The organism is Mesorhizobium sp. M0048, assembly GCF_040323405.1.
Taxonomy (GTDB): Bacteria; Pseudomonadota; Alphaproteobacteria; order Rhizobiales; family Rhizobiaceae; genus Mesorhizobium.
Genome location: NZ_JAMYUV010000119.1, coordinates 1 through 1,230, shown reverse-complemented (window position 1 = coordinate 1,230; position 1,230 = coordinate 1). Strand labels below are relative to the sequence as shown.

The following is a 1,230-nucleotide window of genomic DNA, read 5'->3' as shown; positions in this document are numbered from 1 at the left end:
TGCTGGAGGATCTGAACCGGACGGCGGCGGCCTATCCGTCGCAGCGGTGCGTCCACGAGCTGTTCGAGGCGCAGGTGCGCCAGGCGCCGGAGGCTTTGGCGGTAGTCCATGAGGACGAGCGCCTGAGCTATGGCGAGCTCAACGCGCGAGCCAACCGGCTGGCGCATCATCTGATCGCGCTCGGGGTGAGGCCGGACCAGCCGGTGGCGATCTGCCTGGAGCGCAGCCCGGCGATGGTGGTGGGTGTCTTGGCGATCCTCAAGGCGGGCGGCGCCTATCTGCCGCTGGACCCGGCCTATCCCTGCGCGCGGCTGCGGCAGGTTGTCGAGGATGCGGCGCCGCGGCTGCTGCTGGCCGATGCGGCCGGCCGCGCCGCGCTCGGCCCCGAGGCGCTTGTCGATGTGAGCGTGGTCGATCTGGAGACGGCGACCCCGGCTTGGGCCGAACTGCCCGCTTGCGATCCCGAGCCGCGCGCCCTTGGCCTGACCTCACGCCATCTCGCTTATGTGATCTACACCTCCGGCTCAACCGGAACCCCAAAGGGCGTCATGGTCGAGCACCACAACCTGGTCAATCTTACAGCATGGCATGTGCAAACGTTCTGTCGGCAACGAGAAACCTGCTGCGCACTCACGGCCGGAGTGGCATTCGATGCCAGCATTTGGGAGCTGTGGTCTGCATTATCCAATCGTAGCGCATTGCTGCTCTCGCCAAGAGCAGCAGCAGGAGATCCCCTGCTTCTACTGCAATGGTGGTGTGATCAATCGCTGGAGACCGCCTTTTTAGTCACGCCGCTGGCTACAACCGCGTTAGAAGACAAGCAAATAAATCCCACATTGGAGTATTTGCTTATTGGCGGTGATCGTCTCCAGCGTGTGCCTTCCCGGCTACCGTCGCCTCTCAAGTTGATAAACAACTATGGCCCGACGGAAGTTACCGTCGTGGCAACCTCGGGACGGCTCTTCAGTGACAACGTTGTGCCGCATATCGGGCGTCCGATTGCGAACACGCGGTTGTATCTTCTGGACGGTCATGGTGGGCCCGTGCCGTTCGGGGCGGTGGGGGAGCTTTACATTGGCGGGGCGGGGGTTGCGCGTGGCTACCTGAACCGGCCCGATCTGACGGCGGAGCGGTTCATCGCCAGTCCCTTTGTGGAAGGCGATCGGCTGTATAAGACCGGCGATCTGGCGCGTTATCTGCCGGACGGCAATCTGGAGTTTCTGGGCCGCA

Annotated in this window: 1 protein-coding gene; it reads left to right on the top strand. The window is 63.6% G+C overall.

The features are described 5' to 3' along the window. Positions 1–1,230: amino acid adenylation domain-containing protein (locus NKJ84_RS32975; protein WP_352509998.1), on the top strand; the 1,230-nt coding region annotated here is incomplete at both ends.